16 protein-coding genes and 1 pseudogene are annotated in these 18,499 nt (G+C 37.2%); 10 read left to right on the forward strand and 7 right to left on the reverse strand.

Annotation, left to right across the window (positions count from 1 at the left end):
- Both R2S08_RS07575 and R2S08_RS07580 read right to left on the reverse strand, forming a co-directional pair.
- A pseudogene (locus R2S08_RS07575) lies at positions 1-381 on the reverse strand (hypothetical protein); the annotation flags it as partial.
- Positions 382-770: 389 nt separating this feature from the next.
- Positions 771-1,577 carry an Rpn family recombination-promoting nuclease/putative transposase gene (locus tag R2S08_RS07580; protein ID WP_316834590.1) on the reverse strand — a complete coding sequence of 269 codons (807 nt, stop codon included), beginning with the start codon at positions 1,575-1,577 and terminating at the stop codon, positions 771-773.
- A gap of 154 nt (positions 1,578-1,731) precedes the next feature.
- Here R2S08_RS07580 and R2S08_RS07585 point away from each other — a divergent pair, with 154 nt between their 5' ends.
- A complete protein-coding gene (locus R2S08_RS07585) occupies positions 1,732-1,956 on the forward strand; it encodes a hypothetical protein (RefSeq protein WP_316834591.1) in 225 nt (74 codons plus the stop codon).
- Between the two features lie 678 nt (positions 1,957-2,634).
- On the opposite strand, the gene R2S08_RS07590 is transcribed toward R2S08_RS07585, so the two are convergent.
- From R2S08_RS07590 to R2S08_RS07610, 5 genes are all read right to left on the reverse strand, one after another.
- Positions 2,635-3,477: a hypothetical protein gene (locus R2S08_RS07590; RefSeq protein ID WP_316834592.1), complete on the reverse strand. Its 843-nt coding sequence runs from the start codon at positions 3,475-3,477 to the stop codon at positions 2,635-2,637.
- A gap of 66 nt (positions 3,478-3,543) precedes the next feature.
- Positions 3,544-3,975, reverse strand: coding sequence for a hypothetical protein (locus R2S08_RS07595; RefSeq protein WP_316834593.1), 432 nt, complete (start codon positions 3,973-3,975; stop codon positions 3,544-3,546).
- The gene (locus R2S08_RS07600) at positions 3,965-4,324 is read right to left on the reverse strand and encodes a hypothetical protein (protein WP_316834594.1); all 360 of its coding nucleotides are present in this window, start codon (positions 4,322-4,324) and stop codon (positions 3,965-3,967) included. The genes R2S08_RS07595 and R2S08_RS07600 overlap by 11 nt, the downstream gene beginning before the upstream one ends.
- Before the next feature lie 558 nt (positions 4,325-4,882).
- Positions 4,883-5,704, reverse strand: coding sequence for a hypothetical protein (locus R2S08_RS07605; protein WP_316834595.1), 822 nt, complete (start codon positions 5,702-5,704; stop codon positions 4,883-4,885).
- A gap of 4 nt (positions 5,705-5,708) precedes the next feature.
- A complete protein-coding gene (locus tag R2S08_RS07610) occupies positions 5,709-6,590 on the reverse strand; it encodes a DUF488 domain-containing protein (protein ID WP_316834596.1) in 882 nt (293 codons plus the stop codon).
- 981 nt (positions 6,591-7,571) lie between these two features.
- Between R2S08_RS07610 and R2S08_RS07615 the strand changes: the two genes are divergently transcribed.
- The 9 genes from R2S08_RS07615 (at position 7,572) to R2S08_RS07655 (ending at position 18,493) form a co-directional block, all read left to right on the forward strand.
- A complete protein-coding gene (locus R2S08_RS07615; protein ID WP_316834597.1) occupies positions 7,572-7,772 on the forward strand; it encodes a hypothetical protein in 201 nt (66 codons plus the stop codon).
- On the forward strand, positions 7,763-8,161 hold the full coding sequence (locus R2S08_RS07620; protein WP_316834598.1) for a sigma-70 family RNA polymerase sigma factor: 399 nt from the start codon (positions 7,763-7,765) through the stop codon (positions 8,159-8,161). Before R2S08_RS07615 ends, R2S08_RS07620 begins: the two co-directional genes overlap by 10 nt.
- A 209-nt stretch (positions 8,162-8,370) precedes the next feature.
- Positions 8,371-8,916 (forward strand): DUF1016 N-terminal domain-containing protein, encoded by a 546-nt coding sequence (locus R2S08_RS07625; RefSeq protein WP_316834599.1) that lies wholly within the window; start codon positions 8,371-8,373, stop codon positions 8,914-8,916.
- A gap of 416 nt (positions 8,917-9,332) precedes the next feature.
- The gene (locus R2S08_RS07630) at positions 9,333-9,911 is read left to right on the forward strand and encodes an RNA polymerase sigma-70 factor (RefSeq protein WP_316834600.1); all 579 of its coding nucleotides are present in this window, start codon (positions 9,333-9,335) and stop codon (positions 9,909-9,911) included.
- Between the two features lie 154 nt (positions 9,912-10,065).
- Positions 10,066-11,310, forward strand: coding sequence for an AAA family ATPase (locus tag R2S08_RS07635; protein ID WP_316834601.1), 1,245 nt, complete (start codon positions 10,066-10,068; stop codon positions 11,308-11,310).
- A complete protein-coding gene (locus R2S08_RS07640; RefSeq protein WP_316834602.1) occupies positions 11,304-11,876 on the forward strand; it encodes a DUF4276 family protein in 573 nt (190 codons plus the stop codon). Before R2S08_RS07635 ends, R2S08_RS07640 begins: the two co-directional genes overlap by 7 nt.
- A 197-nt stretch (positions 11,877-12,073) precedes the next feature.
- Positions 12,074-13,381: a FecR family protein gene (locus tag R2S08_RS07645; protein ID WP_316834603.1), complete on the forward strand. Its 1,308-nt coding sequence runs from the start codon at positions 12,074-12,076 to the stop codon at positions 13,379-13,381.
- Positions 13,382-13,690: 309 nt separating this feature from the next.
- The gene (locus tag R2S08_RS07650; protein WP_316834605.1) at positions 13,691-16,993 is read left to right on the forward strand and encodes a SusC/RagA family TonB-linked outer membrane protein; all 3,303 of its coding nucleotides are present in this window, start codon (positions 13,691-13,693) and stop codon (positions 16,991-16,993) included.
- A gap of 27 nt (positions 16,994-17,020) precedes the next feature.
- Positions 17,021-18,493: a RagB/SusD family nutrient uptake outer membrane protein gene (locus R2S08_RS07655; protein WP_316834606.1), complete on the forward strand. Its 1,473-nt coding sequence runs from the start codon at positions 17,021-17,023 to the stop codon at positions 18,491-18,493.
- Positions 18,494-18,499: the final 6 nt, after the last annotated feature.

Genomic DNA, 18,499 nt, shown 5'->3' on the forward strand with positions numbered 1-18,499 from the left:
CTGGTCGTAACGGTCGGTTAGTCTGTACCAGTATTTAAATACTCTGGATGGGAATTTAGGGCTGGTTACCGTCTGGATTTCTAAATGTAGCATGAAGAGTTCCTGCTTTCCGGTACGGAGGTATATTCTGGCCAGCATGTCTGCGTTTCTGGTTCCGCCTTTTTTATTCCGGTCTGGAGAGATTTCCAGAAGCTCTTTGTCCATGAAGCTGATGGGTTTTTCCAGATCAAAGATCTGATCTGCGTCTTTGTACAGAAAGCGCAGCATGTCACAGAAATAATCTTCGAATGCACTTTTGAAAAAGATGTCGTTCTTTTTCTGGATTGGTTTTTTATCTTTTTTCTGCGCTGGCCTGTTGGTCCGTTTTTCTACTGCTCTCATTTATGCTAATGTAGATTTGATATTTCTAAATAAAAAATAATCACAAAACATTTCGAAAATATATTTATTTAGGAGAATTATAGGCGTGGGTTTATTCTAGCTTACGAAGGTTGAGGTTGAAAATATGTTTTCTGATCGCGCTGAACCTTCCAGGTTCTGAGGCTTGATCATGAAAACATATTTTCTTGGGTGCAGACCGGGGAGGGGGGAGAAAGGGAAGGGTAAAATGGTTACTGAAATATTACAAGAGCGGGGCCATGGGGTAATTATCCGGTATGTGGCTATCCTATAATGTAGGTTTTAATATCGGATTTTGTGATATAGCGCAGAAAATTGGAGTGTCTGGCGCTCGTTCTTCCATGAATTGGAAGAACTTGGGGGGGAGGGTGTTAGAGTGCTTCGATTTCCTGAACCGAAAGTTTGGTAGTTTTGGCTATAAATTCATTGGATAAGCCTTCTTTTTTTAATTCTTGAGCTATTTCCAACGCTGTTTCCATTTTGCCATTAATCTCACCTCTGATGTACAAGATGTCTTTTTTTTCTTTGAAAATTTTTCCTGTTAGTGCCATATTATTAAATGAATCTTTTTGTAAGTTACGCAATTGCATCAAAACGCGCAATTGTTTTAAATATCTTCCTTCCTCTAATTCTCCATTACTCCGATTTTCTATTTCCTGAACGATCTCTTGCAAGATGAGTTCCGGGTCTCCGGTAGAGAAATCGCCCAGGATAGCCAGCATCTTTTGCTCTATTTTATCTGAGTTTAAAAACACCTGGGAATCAACCTCCGATAATGACACCAAATTGTACCAGAAGTGGAGATATTTATTACTGATCTCTGTTTGGATTTTTGGCTTCCCGGCACCAATGTAAATTATAAATTGGATAACTGGTAACCCATACTTTCTTTGGAGCATAATACTATATTCTGCCATACGGAAAGGGAGATTTTTCTCGTTGTTACGCTGGTATTCTATTTGGACAATAAAAGTGTTTCCCTTATCGTCTTCCACCTTTTTTAGAAGGTCCGGTTTTCGCTCCTTAGTGTGCTGAACATCATCTGGAATTTCTTCACTTTTAACAATACGGAGGTGCAGTACATCTTTCATAATGTCTGGCAGGGTCTCTTCCATGTTTTCGCGCAATAACTTGTCATACAAGCTGCCCTGTTCAGGGCCATTAATTTTATCGGTCATATTTTATCTGAATTTCACCAATGTAGAGAGGGGAAATTCTAATAAAAAATTATGGTTGATATTTGAAACGGAACAGCTAACAAAGAGAAATTTTGTCCAAAAATGCATAGTGTCATAACAATCGAATACTTATCTTCAGCTCAATAATGGAGATATGGACAGCTTAGTTAAATTTTGCGTAGGTATTGTATTGTTTATTGTGGCTTATGTATTCTATCGCGAGGTTAGGGGTAAAAAACCTTTAAGACTGGGTGATAACCGATTCTTTATTGAAGATGAAAATAGGGTTTCGGCTACTAATTATTACAAAACTTGGCGTATGGTGATTGTCTGTATCATCGGAGGGATAACATTTATCGTTTATTCACTTGAATCTTAGTGTCAGCCTAGTTTCGGGGGTGAAAATATGTTTTCTGATCGCGCTGAACCTTTCAGGTTCTGAGGCTTGATCATGAAAACATATTTTCTTGGGTGCTGACCGGGGAGGGTGGTGAAAGAGGAGCCACTGACTCCACTATGTGCAATTTCTGTAATTCCAATCAACCTGTTCGCTCTATTTAACAGTAGTATTCTAAATTCTTCTAAGAACTGGATTTTGTTCTTATCCGATGTTAGTATTAACACTAAAGATTCGGCAGGTTTGGTGATTTTAGGTCCTTCTGATGCTTTGAAATGTGATTTGTAGCTGATGATTCCTATCTCAGCTACTTTGAATAATGTGTTATGTACCGTAGTTTTATACGTAACCGACCAAGCTTTCAACTCAACTAGGTCAAGAAGCAACGGAATAAATAGGTGGTGCAATAGCCGTATGAGCGTTTATACCGGGATTTCTTGGAACGTGTGAGGGGGACAAGTTAACTTCGTTTGATGATTAAAAATATTCTACTTTTCATCTCTGCTATTGGGATTACATTATCTTCATATCCTCATAGTATGCGTTATTAGAAAAGGATCTATTATAGAAAAATAGAACATGATCGTCCCGCACTCAGGAAGTTCAAAGAATAGAGATTCATTGAATAATATCTAAATAAAGTCCATTAATTAAATTAGTCTATTGTTTTTCTTTATCAATAAGCCGAAGTGAGGCATGAATTGTAGCCAAATAATAATAAAACATCCAGCTGTACCAAATAGCTTTATCATACTTCACCTTCTGGTTTGCATTATGATGTCGAATACCAAAGTTGTTGGCTAAGTTAAAGATATCTTTTTCGTCATTACTCATCAAGGCTTCTTTAATGCTAGGACGTAGATATTCCAATACGTCTGCCAATTCTCTTAAGGCGCTACGTCTATCCTCTAAAGAGGATCTATGTCTTCTGAATTTTGAAATCGCATTATCAACTTTTAAAGTTACATTCTCTTCATCTGTAGATGGGATATTTGCGTCAAGGAGTGGGCCAAGATTAGAATCAGGTAAACTTAAGATTTCTCCCTCAGGGGATAGTTCAAATCCTTCCTTGTAATCTGCTAACATATCATTAATCTTTTTCCGATACTCTGATCTTCCCTTTTCATCATCAAATTTGTTGTAATGCCAACCACAATCATTCCAACTATGGTAACTGCCGTCTAATGGTTTAGAACAATGGTCATGTAAGTATTCAATAATAGTAAATAAGTCATCTTCGGAATATCCCTCTATATTTTCATTAATTGGCCATAGCGCCTCCTTTCTTAAAGTGAGAAATACAACTGTTGGGATATCAGGCCCCAATTCACCTGAAAGTTCACCTCCATCAACACAATAGAAGCCGAAGTACTTCTGAAAGTAGCCATCTCTCTCTAATTGATTATATGTAAATAAGAATAACCTTTTAAAGAGTTTCAGAGTTAATTCTGGGGAATCCTCAAGTTTGCCTTTCCTTTGTGAGTAATACTTCTTCTGATTCATATTTATTAGATTCACACATTAATGTTTATGCATAGAGTTTTAATTATTAATCCAAATATATCTTCATTAAACATGCATTATACCTCGCGCCATAGCCTGATTAGTTAAACCTTGATCAAATGAGACTATATAATGGATCAATAAATCTTTATCCTCAAGCATTAGAATCATAATTTCGTCAACTAAACTAACATCCATTTGTCCATATTTAGATTTAACGAAGAAGTTATCTAATGCTTTCTCATTGTATTTTGAATCGGATATTCTAAACACATTTGGTCTTTCTATAATCTTCTTAAACTCATGTTTAGCTTCTCTTCTAGATAGTTTTGAGTTCACGAATTCATAAAGTGATGGAAATGGAACCACTATATTATGATCTATAATTTGCTCTGCATATCTACTTGCAATCGTATTACGTTCGACCTCCTTTTCAGGATTGTATAAAGCAATCCAGAATCCAGTATCAACTAGTATATTTAGACCGCTATTCACCATCAACTACACTATTTTCCGTATTCAATCGTCCATAGCCCTCCCATGGGGACTGCTTTCTTGCTCCGTTAATAAATTCTCCTCTGATTTTGTTATTGAGACTATCCTTCCATATGATATAGACTCTATCAGTACGAGATAACTTCACTGATTTTTTAATGTCAGAAGTAATCTTTTCTATTAAAGATTTATCTTTTTTATCAATTCCGAGTTGAGATACATCAAAAGAACAATACGCCAATCCAATGCCACATTCTTTAGCATTATTATTGTCTAACCATGTATATAATCCCGTATAATCACCCTTTAATCCGAAGTCGTAAGAGATCCAAATTGCTTTTTTATCAATCATTTGTGTATATAGCTGTATATATTATGAAGATAGTATAAACTTTTAATTTTCAATACTACTCTCACGCAATAATAATTCAACTAAACAGAAGAAATTCACAAATGACTGTTAAGTAAATATTAATACTAGTTACGAGTAAAACGCTTGTAATATTTTGCTCACCGCCTGCGAACGGAGCTAAGATGTCAACTGAAGCAGTACGAAGTACGACAGTTGACTATGTTTTAATACAAGCAACAGGCGATATATTTGTTCGAACATAATGACAGTTGTGAAGCCTGAAGCGACCAGGTAGGTGAGCCGAATAAGGAAAGCTTCTGTATTAAATCCTTGAACGCAGTGAATGCTTTAATGCAGGAAGTGCTTTCACAAAGTAAATTTCTTGAACGATGCAAAACGAATGACAGATTAATCTGGCATGATGTTTTGCGCTTATAACTTTGCGGAGCACCGATTTTCCTGCGTCTAGCTTTGTTTAAAACTCGCAGGTGGAATGTCAGCACGAATGCTCGCGATGCCATTTGTAAACAGCACTACGGGATGTTGATAGTTTTAACATTAAAATAGCTGTATCTGGCTTTCAATCTTAGGATAGAATGCCCCAATTATCATAAATGGATTTTTGGATGGATAATGGTGTACTTGGCTAGTTCCAAGGAAGAGGTGTAAATCATTCTCTTTAGTAAACTTATCAAAGTACTTGTGTTTAACAGCTGCTATTGCCTTATTCTCATCTCCCTCACTTGAAGTCAAAGTATTCCAATATAATTGACCAATTTCCCAATCTTCAATCATCAATTTACTGACTTTGCCTTCTTCGTCTTCGAACACATATTTAAACTTATAAGGTAACTTTTTGACAACCTCAAACAGATCCTCTGGTTGTTTGAATAAGTTAAATTGGATACGTTCTTTCTCTAGTACGTCTAGTTTCTTTTTATCCCATTCCCTAGAGACCTCTTCGACTGTGAAATCTAAAAATCTAGAAGGCTTAAACACAGCTAATGAGGTACAAATATTCTTATTATGGGCTTCCGCAATAAGTTTAGTCATATTTGTATAGACTTTTCTAAGGGCGTGCTGCTTCCTTAAATACCAATTAGATGCTGTATCTACATGTTTCAAGATTTTAATCTCAGTTTCATGAGAGTGTGGTCTATAGCTTTCTGGACGAAAGTCACTTTCGTTCTTGACAAGATCTAATTCAATCCAATCATATTTCTTGTACTGTTGATCATAATCTTTTTTTCTAAAGGCTATTGGATATATTCTAACCCAAGATCCATCTTCTCTAAAACCTGCGGTGCAAACGAGTTCGTCATATTTGCTTGAAATGGTTGGGTATGTCTTGACAGCTATTAGTACTTTTGCGAGAGCCATTGTGCTAGATGTGTTTTAATTCATATTTAAACTCTGGTAGCGATTTAATGCTTTCTGCCAGAGGTTTTCTATGGCATTGACATATATTAGCTTCAAAGCAAGTTAATGCAATCCTTTTATGTTGTTTAAGGAGTTCTAATATAGCGATTTGTACAGACAAAGTAGATGGCAGTCCTTTTTTATATTCTTCAAACAACTTATCATAGTCGCTCTGTGTATTTAACTCTTGCCGTTGGTTAGATTTTATGCCAACTTCAGGGAAATGTTTATAGTCAATTCCTAGGCTCTCACAATAACGGCTCAGAAGGGTTTTGCTGAAGCCGAATTTCATGCTAAGCGGATTACTCCTTACATCTACTAGGACTTTAATGTCATTAATAACAAGTTTGTTCAAGTATTCTTCAAGAGAAGTCCCTTCATAGCCTATTGTATAAAGCGTTGTGTTTCGTCTTTCTTCTTTTAATGCATTGACTTTGGCTAATTCTTCAACATTTAGTATATCACTTGCAACAGTACTTTTGATCGCCCAATATGGATAATGAATATATGTATATTTCATTAGTGAGTTCGAACTCATCTGCCCATAATGTTTATTGATATCCCTAATAATAATTTTGTCATCTTCTTTAATTCCTTTGAAATAGTCTGTTTTATTAGGGAGTAGATATGATGTTGGCGTTTCTGTAAGAATGCCTTTCTTAACCATTGTAATAAGATCTGCTTTTAAGGAAAAAGAATAACAACCAAATTTATATGGAATAAATTGATACTCTGAGTTCTTCTGTCGTTTACACGTTAGAAAGATTAACTTTTGCAGCTTTATCTTCTCAATTTCTCCATTAAACACTTGCAATAATGCCATCAATATCTTTCTTCTATAGAACATAATTCAAAGGTAAGAAATGATTTAAAACAACTAGCTCATTAATAAATCACCAATGTACGAGAATGGATATAAAACGACTTAGATAAGTTTATGTATATACGGAAAGGTTTGCTCACCGACTGGCGAACGGAGCTAAGGTGTCAACTGAGGGAGTGCGCAGTGCGACAGTTGACTATATCTTGACACAAGCAACTGGAATGCATATTTGTTTCAAATATCATAACAGTTGAGCGGCCTGAAGCTACAACGCAAGGTGAGTTGCACCCCTTAAACTCAAAGCCTAGGAAATTTTTCCCAGGTTTTGAGTTTAGATTTTCTTTTGTCCTGCGCGCTACCTTGCTTTGTGTTGGTTGTTCGATGATATGGCCTTTTAGTGCTGATTGTTTGATGAAAGTACCTGTTTGCTTAAGTTATGGGGTAAGAGGGGCGGAGAAGCGACGGACTAAGACGAAACCGGGTATCCGCTATGGGGCCGCTTTTCATAAGGTGTGTTGTTTTATAATCCTGTTAAAACTGGGCATTAATATTTTTTAATTCTGTATTGGTTTAACATGATCCGGAAAATTACCAACGGGCAAAGCGACTAGATTCTTGTTCTAAGTCTGCTACTTCTATACCGCCTAACTTAAGTAAAAGAAGCGCCTAAATTTAACATCTGTTTTAGTAAAGCCGACTTTTTAAAGTTGGCTTTACTAAAACATGCCGCCGGCAGGGCATTAAGGGAAGGAGAGTCAAGGATTGGGCAGATGTAAATAAACAATACATAAATTTTTTAGCCCATTTAATACCATCGGCAATCACATTTCTGTCAGAATTTTGCTTTGATTTATTGCTGTGGGATAATATTTTTTGTGTAGTGAAAAAATAGTAACCACTTATTCGTTTTAATTATTTACTGTTGCTAAAAGTTTTTGGTACTTTTAAACTAACCCTACCTGTGCGTTTATTTAGTAACCGGCTTTGCCATAGCAATATGTAACGATGAGGATGTACGATAAGCTTTCTGATATTGAATTAACTGCTTTGTTAAAAGAGGGGGATGAGGCTGCTTTTACCGAAATCTATAATCGGTATTGGGAGAAGATGGCATCTTATGCCATTAGATTGACTAAATCTTCGGACGAGGGGGGCAGATATTATTCAGGAAATGTTTGTGTCTTTGTGGAACAGGAGTGGAGGTAAGGGGAGCGCTAATTTCTTATTTGATCAAGGGGACCAGAAACCTTTCTTTAAAATACATTGAAAAGAACCTGACTAAGCATAGGTTTCTCGAGCGGCTGTCTGTTGTATCACAAGACCTGAGTTCTGAGATTGAAGAGAATTTGTCTGCAAAAGAACTGCAACAGTATGTAGATGGTGCTGTTGCAAAATTACCAGGAAAGATGAAAGAGATCTATCTTTTGAGCCGGGACGAACAATTAACTCACAGAGAGATTTCTCAGCGCCTTGGAATTGCAGAGGGAACTGTGAAGAAACAAATTAGTAATGCTTTAAAGATCATTTCCACTCATATTAAACCGAATCTGTCGGGTGCGATATATGTTATTCTGATGCATATTTCAAAAGCGTAGGTTCGGGTCCTTGTTTGAAAAATCTTAGCAAAAAGTAATACAGAATAAAGTCTGATAGGAATTATTTTAGAGCTTGTTTTTTCAATTTTATGTGGTTGAATTAAATATAATTATTTGACTGTCAGTATTTTGATTATTTATTTTTTTTGTTATTGTAGCAATATTTGTTCTGGAAATATATAAGTTAGCAGACAACTAATTTATACTGTATGAGTAAAGAAATTGAAAAGTCAAGGCAGATTGCAGATGACATTAAAACACTTATTGAAACGAGTAAAGAACAGGTAGCTCAGACTGTAAACAGTGAAATAACATTGCTATACTGGAATATTGGCAAACGTATTAATGAGGAAATACTCGGGAATGACAGGGCAGAGTATGGTAAGCAAATTGTCGCATCATTAGCGCAGCAATTAGGGAAGGAGTATGGAGGGTCATTTTCGGAAAAAAATTTACGCAGAATGATGCAGTTTGCTTCTGTTTTTTCGGATAAGCAAATTGTCGTATCGGCGATGCGACAATTGAGCTGGACTCATTTTATTGCCTTAATCCCTTTAAAAGATTCATTGAAGAGAGAATTCTATTTAGAAATGTGTAAAATAGAAGGGTGGAGTGTTAAAGTACTCCGTCAAAAGATTGACAGCATGCTTTATGAGCGTACTGCTATTAGTAAAAAGCCAGATGAGCTTATAGAAAAAGAGCTTAAGGAATTGAGAGAGGAAAATAAAATTAGCCCTGATCTAAGGGTCAAATAGAGCTTTATCTTAGATGGCTGGAAAAATATGAAATGCAGGAAGGTGAAGAATTGCCTATTGGACTTATTCTCTGTGCAGAAGGAAATACCGAGCAGATTGAATTATTGCAACTAGACAACTCCGTGCATTTGCATAGGTTTGTCGTTTTATAATCTGGTTAAAACTGGATATCCATTTTCTTAATCCTTTATTGGCTTAGCACCTGGATTTAAGATATCTGATATTTTAAAGCAAAATATTTCTTAGAAGTGTTGTTGATGGATAATATTTTATGTTATGTGAAAAAATAGTAACCACTTATTCATTTGAAATATTTACTATTGTAAAATGATTTTGTAAAGGGCTCTTGCTCTTATATCTACAAATCAAATAAAATGAGTAAATTAGGGATACTAAAGGTATAGGTTAAATACACTATGGCTACAGAACAACCATATAGCAACATACACTTGCCCATTCATTTGAGCCATAACGCCGTATTTGATGTTACTTACCAAAGTTATTATCATCCTCTGTGCTTTTATGCTTCAAAGTTTGTGGGCAGTGAAGCAGAAGATATTATCGAAGATCTGTTTGTTAAACTCTGGTATAAAAAGCAGGTGTTTAATGATCCGGGGCATTTGAGGGCTTTCTTATACCAGGCTGCAAGAAATGCCTGTATGGATTATATCCGCTCCAATCGGAAATTTGGCCAAAAAACAGATACAGAAACAGCAGAAGGCCTGGCGATATCTGATGATGATCATTTGAGTTTTCTGATTAAGGCCGAAACCAGGGGAGAGATTTACCGTGCGGTAAAGGCATTGCCAAGTCAATGCAGTAAAGTGATTTCTATGAGTTTCCTGGAGGGCTTAACCAATTCGGAGATTGCTGCCCAGCTGGGGCTGTCTGAGCAAACTGTAAAAAATCATAAGGTGCGAGGATTGAATATACTGAAAGACAGACTTACGGGAGATGCATTTACTTTGTTGATGCTGTTGGTTTGGGTAAATTAATATCCTTAAACTATTATCAAAACATGGTCTTTAATTGTTTTATTGATTAATAAAAATAATTATAGATTTATTAATTATTCTTTTTATGTTTGCGGTGTAAGGAGGGCTGAAGTGCCTTTCTGATAAATTGTTAAATCTTGTTTTTGTATCAATAATGGCTAAATTGAATTACATTTGTAATAAACGTGACTATGCAATGCCGAATACCGAGAGAGAAACGCTGCTTCTGAAAAGTATCCATTTGAAGGGATTTAAGTCTATCGAAGATCTTTCTGTGGATATTAAACCTGGGCTTAATATTTTAATTGGAAAGAATGGCTCCGGTAAATCTAATTTTTTGGAGTTTTTAGAGGGTGCAATAGGTAGCGGTAATAAACTCAATTATACTTTCGCGTCTTTAGATTATTTTTCAAAGACTAAGAATTTTCAATTGTCCTTTGAAAAAGAAAAGGCTCAAAAGAATTTCAAAAATAAACTTGATGCCGGAATTGATAATGAATATTTAGCCAAAGTTGATGTAGAGGGAAAGAACTTATTCAATTCTAAGGCGTATGTTTCCGGTCAAGATCAGGAAGCTTTTAAATTATTCCAAAAGTTTGCAGCTGAGGTCACTGGAATAACTCATGCAGAAAAGTCCCCTAATGGTTTTCGATACTTGCAAAGAATATTAAAACCACTGATTATCAAATTTAACATTCCGGAATCTATTGGTTTTGTTTCCACACCGGGAGTGTTAACTGTTCCTTACGATGGTGCCTGGTCATGGACCGATACGCTGGATTTTATTGACGATATAGTTTGGGATTTAGAATTTCTAGAAGAGGGCATTGATTTTAACAGTGACAATACAAAACAAGGAATTATTACTGGTTTTAAATTCTCTGAAGAAATTATTGATAATTTAAGGCTGTTCACTCCAATAAAGGATTTGCGGCTCAATGACGCTTTTAGTGTGTATGATGCCGATAAAAATTTCATTGTAGATAATTTAAGGCTTGATTTTTTAATAAATGATACCTGGGTTCCATGGTCATATCTGTCTGATGGTACTAAAAGACTGTTTTATATTGTCACTGAAATCACCTTCAAAAAAGATGGTTTGATCTTAATTGAGGAGCCTGAGCTTGGTATCCACCCACATCAGTTTCATTTGTTGATGAACTTTTTAAAAGAACAATCGAGCGACAAGCAAATTATTATTTCTACGCATTCTCCTAAAGCTCTGGATATTCTAAATCCAGATGAATTAGATCATATCATGATTGCAACTTATGATGTAGAAAGAGGTACTCAGATCAGTGGAATGACAGAGAGCCAGAAAACTAAAGCGAAGGACTACATGAGCGAGGTTGGTTTTTTAAGTGATTATTGGTTAATGTCTGATCTGGAAGAATGGTGAGAGTAGGCCTGGTAGGAGAGAGTCCATACGATACCTTAGCTATTAAAAACCTTTTGTCGAAGAAGTATTCGGATTTAAGTTTTAAAGTCTTAGCTGAGGGTGTTACTGGTTGTCAGTTGGATAGCCCAAAGTTAAGTAGAGCTATTTCAGTTGCTTTAAGGAATGAACCTTTCGATGTGATCTTATATATGAGGGATTTGGACGGTTTTCGGACGCAAACTTCAAAAATTGAAGAATTGAATAACTGGTATAATAAGCTCAATGAAGAGTTTGGAGGCAATGGCTTGTTTTTATTGAATATTTGGGAGCTTGAGGCCTTAATTTTGGCCGATATTGATACTTTCAATAAAAATCATAAAACTAGCCATCAGTTTAAAGGAGATCCTTCTATGCAAAGTAGGCCAAAAGAGACGTTACAGAGGATTACTAAGGATAGTAGAAAAAAATATACAGTTTCTCGTTCTCCGGAAATATTTAATCAACTTGATATTAATACTGTTGAAAGAAACTGTGTTTATTTTCGTCAATTTCTAAAGCAGTTCAGCAAAGCAGTTTCCGTTAATTAACTATCAAATCTCGCAGTTACCAACTGCGAAATTTGACGATTTATTCTTGTAATAAGCTTTACCCTCTATTGCAATTTATAAAACATGTTCAATCAAACCATTATGGAATGGCAATTAAAAAACGGGTTTAAAAAAAAGTTCATTTTCAATAGGTACTTTTTTCAGGTTTATACGTGTTGTGGGTATATCGTTAAAAAATGACACCAGAATACGACCAAAATATAGACCGAATCATCTACTTGCTTGCTACTAAGGCGGCAGGGGAATTGAACGCGGAGGAGCTTAGCGAATTAGAAGCCTGGAAGGATATTGCGCCTATCAATCGGGAGACTGCAGACGAGGTTTCAGTTACTGGTTTTACAGCTGATTTATTGAATAACTGGAAACAGGAAAAGGCAGATCATTCTCTGGGTAGAGTAAGGCAGCAAATAAACCGTAAAAATTTTCGGGTTCTATGGCCACGTATCGCTGCGGCAGCAGCTGTTCTTTTGGTTGTTGGCTTGGGTGTTTTCTTTTATACTCAACGTCATCTCGAGGGAAGCGGAGCGACGAGTGATCTGTTAGCTAATGACATTAAGCCTGGTGGGAACAAGGCTTACTTGGTTCTGTCTAATGGTAAACGGGTATCACTAACGGATGCGGCTAATGGTGAGCTTGCTAAGGAAGCAGGAGTGGAGATTACAAAGACTGCTGATGGGCAGGTGATATATACCGCGAGAGGTAGCGATGGGGTGAAATATTCGAATGCTCTCAACACAATCGAAACGCCCCGCGGGGGGCAGTATCAGATCCGGCTCCCTGACGGATCCAGAGTATGGCTTAATGCCGCTTCTAAATTGATTTATCCTGTGAGCTTTAATGGGCGTGGGCAGCGGGTGGTTGAACTTAGTGGCGAAGCCTACTTTGAAATATTTAAGAATAAGCTCCAACCTTTTGTGGTGAAATCCAAAAATCAGGAGGTTACTGTATTGGGTACGCACTTTAATGTGAACAGTTATAGTGATGAGCCGGATACTAAGACTACGCTTTTGGAGGGCTCTGTGCGGGTAAGCTCCCTGCAACCTCTCGCCCTTTCAGGGAGAGATGGGCAAAGCCCAGAGAGGGTTAACGGAAGTGCTGGTAACTCAAACTCCTCTCTCCCCGCAAGGGGGATCTCTCCTCGGGGAGGAGAGAGGTTTGGTGGGGTGGTCTTAAAACCTGGTGAGCAATCTATCATTGACCGCAACCGTAACTTCGATATCCGGGTTCAGGAAGTTCAAAACCTGGAAGCGGCTGTTGCCTGGAAAAACGGAACTTTCATATTCGATAGTGAACCTATACAAGTGGTCATGAGGAAGGTGGCCCGATGGTATGACGTAGATGTAGAGTACAAAACAACACCAAGTACAAAAAAATTCACAGGAGCTATAGCACGTACAGAAAACATATCTCAGATCTTAGCCCTCTTTGAAAAAACAGACGGTGTAAAATTTGAGATCGTAGGGAGGAAGATCATAGTAAAATAAATAGTAAAATAATAACTAACCGACTATTAACCAACTAACCAACAACCATGTCAACTACAAAAAACCAACCACAGCCGAGTTAAATAGAGAAAACACAGGCAGCTCATAAAAAAAGCCGGAACCGTGCTACGAACACGATCCGACTCTAAGTCTGAGTTAACCTTCCCTTCCAGATCTTGATCGGGTAGGGTAAAGAACAATTGCGAAACCGTTTCTTGAATCAACTCAAACCGACATAAAAGTATGAAAAAATCTACTTTTAACCTAGGTATGCTATATCAATGGCTACCGCCTAAACTATTGTTAGTTATGAAACTAACTACGATGATACTGCTGCTTGCCCTAACCACCGCAAGCGCCACCACATACGGACAAAAGATAACTTTGTCTGAAAAGAATGCAACACTAAAACAACTCATCACAAAGATCAGGGTACAAAGCGGATATGGCTTTTTGTATACTGACGATATGCTGGCCAATACCAAACCTATAACAATAGAATTGAAAGAAGCCAGTCTGGAGGATGCATTAGACGCTATCTTTAAAAATCAACCCTTAGAATATGCCGTAGAGCAAAAAAATATAGTGATCAAGATTAAATCCCCCACCTTTCTGGAACGCCTGGCTAATCGCTGGGCTAGCATTGATGCTTCTGGGCGCGTGGTGGATTCGGAGAATCGTCCGCTTCCGGGCGCGAGCGTGAAGGTGAAGAAAACAGGGAAGGGCGTGAGTACGGATAAGGACGGAAGGTTCTTTCTGAGGGGTGTGGAAGAGGGGGCTGTGCTGGTGGTGAGTTTCATTGGATACTTGCCAAAGGAAGTACTTGCCAGTGCGAATATTGGAAACATCGTACTGGAGCAGAGCTTGTCTAAATTGGATGAGATTCAGGTGATTGCATATGGAACGACTACGCAAAGGTTGAGTACAGGTAACGTGACGACGATTAAGGCGGATGTGATTGAGAAGCAACCGGTGAATAATCCGCTGTTGGCTTTACAAGGAAGAGTGCCTGGGTTGTTTATCGAGCAGGCTACAGGCTTTGCGGGAACAGGGGTGAAGGTGAGGATACAGGGAACGAATAGTATTGGAAATGGTAATGATCCATTGTATGTAATTGATGGAATACCTTTTACTTCTCAGTTGTTACCAGGGGGTAATCCCATTTTAGGGCAATCTGGAGGTTCAGGTGATAATGGTTTTTCATATGGAAATCCGCTAAGTTTTATTAATCCATCTAATATTGAAAGTATCGATGTCCTTAAAGATGCAGATGCAACAGCGATTTATGGCTCGCGTGCCGCTAATGGAGCGATATTGATTACGACTAAAAAAGGAATAACAGGAGATACTAAGGTAAATCTGAACCTCCAGTCCGGTTGGGCAAAGGTCCCCCGTAAGCTGGATTTAATGAATTCACAACAGTATCTTCAAATGAGGAAGGAAGCGTTACGAAATGATGGGATTAGCATTCCCGATCCTGGTTCTTATTTGGATAACGATTTAAATGGAAATTGGGACAATAGCCGTTATACAGATTGGCAAAAAGAGTTGATTGGAGGTACAGCCTCATATCATGACTTGAATGCTTCGGTATCAGGGGGAAATGATCGAACCACATTTTTAGTTGGTGCGGGTCATCATAGGGAGACTAGTGTTTTTCCAGGTAATTACGCAGATAATAAAATATCCTTACATTTTAACATCAATAATGCCTCCGCCAATCAGAGATTTAAAATTCAATTTTCAGGGAGCTATTTATTGGACAATAACCAATTACCAAATAGAGATCTAACCTCGGATGCAATGACATTAGCTCCGGTAGCTCCTGCATTATATAAATCCGATGGTGGTATAAATTGGGCACCCGATGCTGCTGGAGTAAGTACGTTTACTGCGAATCCGATTGGATATATATTCAATAGCTTTATAGACAAAACAAATAGCTTGATGAGCAATATGACATTAAGCTATCAGATTATGTCTGGTTTGGAAATAAAGACTACTTTTGGCTATAACAAATTAAGTTCTAATATAATTGAGAAGAAGCTTCTTCAATCTGTTATACCTGAATTTCTGCAGTACTATACAAGGAGGACAAATTTTACAAATAGTGATATCAACTCATGGTCTATCGAGCCACAGTTAACTTATAATCATGCAATTAGTAAAGGTAAACTAGACGTATTATTGGGGACAACTGTTTATAAAGAATCTGCGTTAGGATCACAAATATATTTCTCTGGTTTTAGCAACGACTTAGTAATGGAGGATATGCTTTCTGCTACGAGGGTAACCCCATTGTCTTCAATAAGTTCAAAATATAAATATAACGCAGTTTTTGCCAGGATCAACTATAATTGGGAAGATAAATATGTATTGAATTTATCAGGGCGGAGAGATGGGAGTTCACGTTTTGGACCAAAAAGCCAGTTTCACAATTTTGGATCTATAGGCGGGGCTTGGATTTTTTCTAATGAGAAGTTGATTAAAGACTGTTTTGATCTGTTAAGTTTTGGAAAGGTTAGAATAAGTTATGGAACAACAGGCAACGATCAGATTCCAAATTATCGTTTTTTGAGCCTATATGATCCTCTTCGTCAGGATACGCCCTATCAAGGAATTGTTGCTTATCAGCCTAATCGACTCGCTAATCCATATCTAGAATGGGAAGAAACAAAAAAACTACAATTTGGATTAGATTTAGGATTTCTAAAAGACAGGATACTGCTAAATGTGAACTACTACAGAAACCGTTCCTCTAATCAGTTAAGGAGCTATACTCTTCCACTGACTACTGGTTTTGGATCTATAGACCGAAATTTAACAGATAGAATAGAAAATTCAGGATGGGAGTTTGGAGTTACAAGTACGAATCTTCAAAATGGGGATTTTAAATGGACAAGCAATATCAATTTGACAATACTTAAAACCTTGTTAATGGCTACCAATGACACCCGATTTTCTTCTAAACCTATTGTTGGGGATCCATTAGGTAGCTTTCGAGTATATCACTTTTTAGGTGTAGATCCGGCAACTGGAATTTATCAATTTCAAGACCATAATGGAAATCCAACATTTTCACCCGATCCAACTTTAGATGCAAAAGTGCTAATTGATCCGGCACCTAAGTTTTACGGGGGTATCCAAAATTCATTCTCCTACAAAGGTTTACAATTAGAATTCTTATTTTCTTTTGTGAAACAAATTGCTCAAACTCAAAAATTCGGTATCAATGGCGTGGGAGGTTCTGGTGCCGGTCTAGGGAATCAACTGATTACCTTATTGGATAGGTGGCAAAAACCTGGAGATATCGCCCCAATACAAAAATTTACAACGGAAGGATCTGATGTATCCCAAGCTTTAGATAGAGTGACAATAAGTGATGCTGCTTGGACTGATGCTTCTTATATACGTTTAAAGAATGTTTCTCTTTCCTGGCAATTGCCTGAAGGGTGGAGTAAACAGGCACATTTGCAGAACTGCAGTTTGTTTGCCCAAGGACAGAATTTGTGGACTTTTACCAGTTATAAAGGACTGGATCCTGAAACAAAAAGTTCGACAACGCTTCCACCTTTAAGAGTAGTTACTATCGGTTTAAAAGTAGGCCTATAAATGTTTTTCAATCTAAAAAATAGCAAAATGAATTTTAAAGTAATTTCCGTTTTGACTTTAGTACTTACTGCTTTTATACTGCCCAGCTGTAAGAAACTCGTTGAGGTAGACGGCCCAGCAACTAGTGTAAGCTCAAAGAATGTTTACAATAATGATGCAACAGCTATTGGTGCTATCACCTCTCTGTATGTAAATTTGAGTAATGGTAGTCCTATAAATTCGCAAGAACTTACCGGGTTATCATGTATTGCTGGCTTATCTGCAGATGAATTTGATTATTATTCTGGGGCAGGAAGTCAGACTTTGGCTGTATATTTTCAGAATGCTCTGAACTCAACAAATGTAAGTAATGATTTTTGGCGAACAATTTATCAACGGTTGTATGTCGTAAATGAAGCTTTAGAAGGACTTGGATCTTCAACAAAGCTTACTCCTAGGGTAAAGCAAGATCTAACTGGTGAAGCATATTTTATGCGCGCTTTTTATTATTTCTACCTGGTCAATTTATATGGCGACGTTCCGCTGGTATTAAGTACTGATTATACGGTTAATGCAGTAATTAAGAGATCACCTAAAGTTCTAGTATATAGCCAGATTGTAGCAGATTTAAAAGAAGCGCAAAGCCTTTTAAATGATTTTTATTTAAAAGGTGATGTGATCACAGCTTACCCAGTTGGATTTGAAGAGCGGGTAAGACCAAACAAGTGCGTAGCAACCGCTTTTTTGGCCAGAACATATCTATATATGGGAGAATGGACAAATGCTGAAATACAGACTACGAATGTTTTAACAAACACTACTCAATTTCATTTAGAGCCATTAAATGAAGTGTTTTTAAAGAATAGTTATGAAGCTATTTGGCAACTACAACCTACTCAGAATGGATTTAATACACAAGAAGCAAACACTTTCATCCTGTCGGCTGAGGGGCCATCAAATGGTGCTTCCGGTAATTATCCAGTTTACATTAGTAACGAACTGATCAAAGATTTTGAAATTGGGGACCAAAGAAAAACTAGTTGGATAGGTTCTGTGAGTGTAAAGAACACCACTTATTACTATCCCTACAAATACAGGGTCAAATATTCGTCTGTAACCAACGCACCGATTACGGAATATAATACTATTATGCGTTTGGCGGAATTGTACTTAATCAGAGCAGAGTCTAGAGCTCGGTTGGGTAATCTAACTAATGCGATTTCTGATATAGATCAAATCAGGAACAGAGCAGGGTTACCTTTGGTTAAGGATACTAATCCAAATATTAGTCAGGAAGATCTGCTTACACTTATACTAAAGGAAAAACGGATAGAATTTTTTACAGAATGGGGGCACCGATGGCTGGATCTGAAAAGAACAGGAAAAGTGGACGAGGTGATGGCTAAAGTAACGCCAAAGAAAAGTAATGGGGGTGAATGGAAAAGTTACCAGCAATATTATCCGATTTGGTCTTATGAGTTACAAAGTAATCCAAATTTAATTCAAACCCAAGGTTATTGAGGCTAA

The organism is Pedobacter nutrimenti, from assembly GCF_032678445.1.
GTDB classification, from domain to species: Bacteria; Bacteroidota; Bacteroidia; order Sphingobacteriales; family Sphingobacteriaceae; genus Pedobacter; species Pedobacter nutrimenti_A.

Excerpts from the sequence above, each read along its gene's own strand:
- R2S08_RS07580 (WP_316834590.1), bottom strand. The coding sequence starts at position 1,577 with ATGACCGATAAAATTAATGGCCCTGAACAGGGCAGCTTGTATGACAAG.
- R2S08_RS07585 (WP_316834591.1), top strand. The coding sequence starts at position 1,732 with ATGGACAGCTTAGTTAAATTTTGCGTAGGTATTGTATTGTTTATTGTG.
- R2S08_RS07590 (WP_316834592.1), bottom strand. The coding sequence starts at position 3,477 with ATGAATCAGAAGAAGTATTACTCACAAAGGAAAGGCAAACTTGAGGAT.
- R2S08_RS07595 (WP_316834593.1), bottom strand. The coding sequence starts at position 3,975 with ATGGTGAATAGCGGTCTAAATATACTAGTTGATACTGGATTCTGGATT.
- R2S08_RS07600 (WP_316834594.1), bottom strand. The coding sequence starts at position 4,324 with ATGATTGATAAAAAAGCAATTTGGATCTCTTACGACTTCGGATTAAAG.
- R2S08_RS07605 (WP_316834595.1), bottom strand. The coding sequence starts at position 5,704 with ATGGCTCTCGCAAAAGTACTAATAGCTGTCAAGACATACCCAACCATT.
- R2S08_RS07610 (WP_316834596.1), bottom strand. The coding sequence starts at position 6,590 with ATGTTCTATAGAAGAAAGATATTGATGGCATTATTGCAAGTGTTTAAT.
- R2S08_RS07615 (WP_316834597.1), top strand. The coding sequence starts at position 7,572 with ATGAGGATGTACGATAAGCTTTCTGATATTGAATTAACTGCTTTGTTA.
- R2S08_RS07625 (WP_316834599.1), top strand. The coding sequence starts at position 8,371 with ATGAGTAAAGAAATTGAAAAGTCAAGGCAGATTGCAGATGACATTAAA.
- R2S08_RS07630 (WP_316834600.1), top strand. The coding sequence starts at position 9,333 with ATGGCTACAGAACAACCATATAGCAACATACACTTGCCCATTCATTTG.
- R2S08_RS07635 (WP_316834601.1), top strand. The coding sequence starts at position 10,066 with ATGGCTAAATTGAATTACATTTGTAATAAACGTGACTATGCAATGCCG.
- R2S08_RS07640 (WP_316834602.1), top strand. The coding sequence starts at position 11,304 with ATGGTGAGAGTAGGCCTGGTAGGAGAGAGTCCATACGATACCTTAGCT.
- R2S08_RS07645 (WP_316834603.1), top strand. The coding sequence starts at position 12,074 with ATGACACCAGAATACGACCAAAATATAGACCGAATCATCTACTTGCTT.
- R2S08_RS07650 (WP_316834605.1), top strand. The coding sequence starts at position 13,691 with ATGAAACTAACTACGATGATACTGCTGCTTGCCCTAACCACCGCAAGC.
- R2S08_RS07655 (WP_316834606.1), top strand. The coding sequence starts at position 17,021 with ATGAATTTTAAAGTAATTTCCGTTTTGACTTTAGTACTTACTGCTTTT.